Genomic DNA, 3,731 nt, shown 5'->3' on the forward strand with positions numbered 1-3,731 from the left:
GGTCAGCCGGCCGGGCTGATCCGGCGTCCGTCGCGGGCGCCGTACAGGGTGAGCGCCTCGACCGGGCAGTAGTCGGCCGCCTCGGCGAGCTCCGGGGTGAGCGGTTCCCCGGCCGCGCCGGTCGGCTGCTCGCGCAGCGGCCGGGCGAGGCCGTCGGCGCCGAGCGCCAGCGAGGCGGGCGCGGTGAGGGCGCACATGCCCGAGCCGATGCACCGGTCGCGGTCGACCTGGACGATCACCTCGGGCGTCGTCCCGGGCGCCGCTCCCGCCGCTCCCGCCGCTCCCGCCGCTCCCGCCGCTCCCGCCGTCCCGGTCGTGCCGTGGCCCGTCACCAGGCGACCTGGAGCCGCTGCGGGCTGCGGGTCAGCAGGCCGCGCCGCCACTCGATGGCCTCCTGCGGCGCGGTGAGCCGCAGCGCGGGCAGCCGCCGGGCCAGCCGGTGCAGGGCGAGTTCCATCTCCATCCGGGCCAGCCACGCGCCCAGGCAGTGGTGCGGGCCGGCGCCGAAGGTGTAGCTCGGCGCGGCGAGCGGGGAGAACAGCTCGGTCAGCAGGTCCCCGGTGAACACCTCAGGGTCGCTGTTGGCGGAGGCGACGTCGGCGGCGACCACGCTTCCGGCGGGGATCCGGACGCCGCCGATCTCGACGTCCTCGACCGCGCGCCGCAGCAGGCCGGGCAGCACGTCGGAGTCGCCCAGCGGGACGACGCGCAGCAGCTGTTCGGTGGCGGCCGCCGCGCTCTGCTCGTCGGAGGCGAGCTGCTGCCAGGCGTCGCGGCCCTCGCCGAGCAGGTAGACCAGGGCGTTGCCGAGCGAGGTCATGGTGGTCTCGTGCCCGGCCACGACCAGGCCGATGACGAGCGTGACGATCTGCTCCTCGGTGATCCCGGGGGTGTCGTCCGCGGCCGCGAGCAGGCTGCTGACCAGGTCGTCGCCGGGCTCCGCGCGGCGCTCGGCGATGACCTCGGCGCCGAAGTGGGCGAACTCGCCCATCGCGGTGCGGATGGCCTGCGGGGTGTACGCGGTGGTGGCCAGGGCGTGGTCGCTCCAGTGCTCCAGGCGCTTGGTGTCCAGCAGGTCCAGGCCCATCAGCCGGCTGATCACGGCGACCGGCAGCGGGCGGGTGTAGGCGGCGACGATGTCGGCGGGCGAGCCCCGGTCGATCAGCTCGTCGAGCAGGCCCTCGACGACCGAGGCCACCCAGGGGCGCCAGCGGGCGATCGCGCGCGGGGTGAACGCGCGCTGCACGGTGCGGCGCAGCCGCTGGTGCTCGACGCCGTCGATGTTGAGCAGCGCGGTCGGGTCGTCGAGCAGGTTGGGGGAGAGGGTGACCGGCGGGGCGTCCGGCGCGTGGAGCGGGGCGCGGCCCAGGCGCGGGTCGGTGAGCACCTGCCGGACGTCGGCGTGCCGGCTGACCAGCCAGACCGGGGTGCCGGTGGGCAGGGCGGCCGGCCGGGGCGGGCCGGGTTCGAGCAGGCGCAGGCAGTGCAGCGGCGGCAGCACGGCCGGAGCCGTGCCGGCGTCCGCGCCGGGGTTCGGGGCGGTACCGGTTCCGGCACCGGTGGCACTGTTCTCGGCGGACATCCGTACTCCAGACTCCAGGGCGGTGGCCGCGCGCGGCGGCCTGCGGGGGGTGGATCCGGGTGGTGCGCGGGGGACGGGCGGGGCGGTCGACGGGTGTGCCGGGTGGGCCGGGTTCGCTTCGACCGTACGTGGGCGACGGGCCGCAGTCAGCGACGATTCCAGCCAACGCCCGGGTTCCACGGGCATGGTGAGGGCACAGCGGCGACCGGGGGCGCTCGGCGGGGCGTGTGCGCCCCGCGGTGCGCCCCCGAGGGAGTGGTCGCCCCGGTGAGCCGGATCACCCGGGAGGTTCCCCGGCCCGCCCCCGGAGCGGGCGCTACGCTTCGTGGGCGAGTCACCCGACTCGTGTCGGCGGACCGCGTCGACGCAGGTCACGCCGGTGCAGAGCGGCACCGGCCGACGGAGGTGGAAACGGATGGCCCAGCAGGTCAAGGCAGTGATCGCACGCGCCAAGGGCGCGCCCGTGGAGGTGACGACGATCGTCGTGCCCGACCCCGGGCCGGGCGAGGCGGTGGTGCGGATCCAGGCCTGCGGCGTGTGCCACACCGATCTGCACTACCGCGAGGGCGGGATCAACGACGAGTTCCCGTTCCTGCTCGGCCACGAGGCCGCGGGCATCGTGGAGAGCGTCGGCGAGGGCGTCACCGAGGTCGCGCCCGGCGACTTCGTCGTCCTCAACTGGCGCGCCGTCTGCGGCCAGTGCCGCGCCTGCAAGCGCGGGCGGGCCCAGTACTGCTTCAACACCCACAACGCCGAGCAGAGGATGACGCTGCTGGACGGCACCGAGCTGTCCCCGGCGCTGGGCATCGGCGCGTTCGCCGAGAAGACCCTGGTCGCCGCCGGCCAGTGCACCAAGGTGGACCCGGCCGCCGACCCGGCCGTCGCCGGGCTGCTCGGCTGCGGCGTGATGGCGGGCATCGGCGCCGCCATCAACACCGGCAACGTCGGCCGCGGCGACACGGTCGCGGTGATCGGCTGCGGCGGCGTCGGCGGCGCGGCCGTGCTGGGCTCGCGGCTGGCCGGCGCGTCGAAGATCATCGCGGTGGACATCGACGACCGCAAGCTCGCCACCGCCGAGAAGCTCGGTGCCACCCACACCGTCAACTCCAGGAACACCGACCCCGTCGAGGCAATCCGCGAGCTGACCGGCGGCCACGGCGCGGACGTCGTGGTCGAGGCGGTCGGCCGCCCGGAGACGTACCAGCAGGCCTTCTACGCCCGCGACCTGGCCGGCACGGTCGTCCTGGTCGGTGTGCCGACGCCGGAGATGAAGCTGGAGCTCCCGCTGCTCGACGTGTTCGGGCGCGGCGGTGCGCTGAAGTCCTCCTGGTACGGCGACTGCCTGCCCTCGCGGGACTTCCCGATGCTGGTCGACCTCTACCTCCAGGGCCGCCTGGACCTCGGCGCCTTCGTCAGCGAGACCATCGGCCTCGACGCGGTGGAGCAGGCGTTCGAGCGCATGCACCACGGCGACGTGCTCCGTTCGGTGGTGGTCCTGTGAGCACCTCGTCCGCCCGCGTCGACCGGCTCGTCACCGCCGGCACCTTCGAACTCGACGGCGGCAGCTGGGAGGTGGAGAACAACGTCTGGATCGTCGGCGACGACACCGAGGCCGTGGTGATCGACGCGGCCCACGACGCCGCCGCGATCGAGGAGGCGCTCGCCGGCCGCCGGCTGGTCGCCATCGTCTCCACCCACGCGCACAACGACCACATCGACGCCGCCCCGGAGCTGTCCGCGCGCACCGGCGCACCGGTCCTGCTCCACCCGGACGACCTGCCGCTGTGGAAGCTGACCCACCCGGACCGCCTCCCCGACGGCGAACTCGCCGACGGCCAGCGGATCGAGGTCGCCGGTATCGCGCTGACCGTGCTGCACACGCCCGGCCACGCCCCGGGCGCGGTCTGCCTCCACGCCCCGGACCTGGGCACGGTGTTCACCGGCGACACCCTCTTCCAGGGCGGCCCGGGCGCCACCGGGCGCTCGTTCTCGCACTTCCCGACCATCATCGACTCCATCCGCGAGCGGCTGCTCCCGCTGCCCGCCGACACGGTGGTCCGCACCGGCCACGGCGACCCGACCACCATCGGCGCCGAGGCCCCGGCCCTCCCCGACTGGATCGCCCGCGGCCACTGAGGCCGTCGGGCGG

At 75.3% G+C, this 3,731-nt stretch carries 4 protein-coding genes; 2 read left to right on the forward strand and 2 right to left on the reverse strand.

Going from position 1 to position 3,731, the window contains the following annotated elements; genetic code table 11:
* Positions 1–2: 2 nt before the first annotated feature.
* Entirely contained in the window at positions 3–332 is a 330-nt protein-coding gene (locus ACFU74_RS36530) for a ferredoxin (RefSeq protein ID WP_380764441.1), read from the reverse strand.
* Entirely contained in the window at positions 329–1,582 is a 1,254-nt protein-coding gene (locus tag ACFU74_RS36535) for a cytochrome P450 (RefSeq protein ID WP_380764442.1), read from the reverse strand. The genes ACFU74_RS36530 and ACFU74_RS36535 overlap by 4 nt, the downstream gene beginning before the upstream one ends.
* 415 nt (positions 1,583–1,997) lie before the next feature.
* Here ACFU74_RS36535 and ACFU74_RS36540 point away from each other — a divergent pair, with 415 nt between their 5' ends.
* Both ACFU74_RS36540 and ACFU74_RS36545 read left to right on the forward strand, forming a co-directional pair.
* Positions 1,998–3,083 (forward strand): S-(hydroxymethyl)mycothiol dehydrogenase, encoded by a 1,086-nt coding sequence (locus tag ACFU74_RS36540; protein ID WP_380764443.1) that lies wholly within the window; start codon positions 1,998–2,000, stop codon positions 3,081–3,083.
* The gene (locus ACFU74_RS36545; RefSeq protein ID WP_380764444.1) at positions 3,080–3,718 is read left to right on the forward strand and encodes an MBL fold metallo-hydrolase; all 639 of its coding nucleotides are present in this window, start codon (positions 3,080–3,082) and stop codon (positions 3,716–3,718) included. Before ACFU74_RS36540 ends, ACFU74_RS36545 begins: the two co-directional genes overlap by 4 nt.
* Positions 3,719–3,731: the final 13 nt, after the last annotated feature.

Origin of the sequence: Kitasatospora sp. NPDC057500, assembly GCF_042802195.1 — a bacterium.
Lineage (GTDB): Bacteria > Actinomycetota > Actinomycetes > Streptomycetales > Streptomycetaceae > Kitasatospora.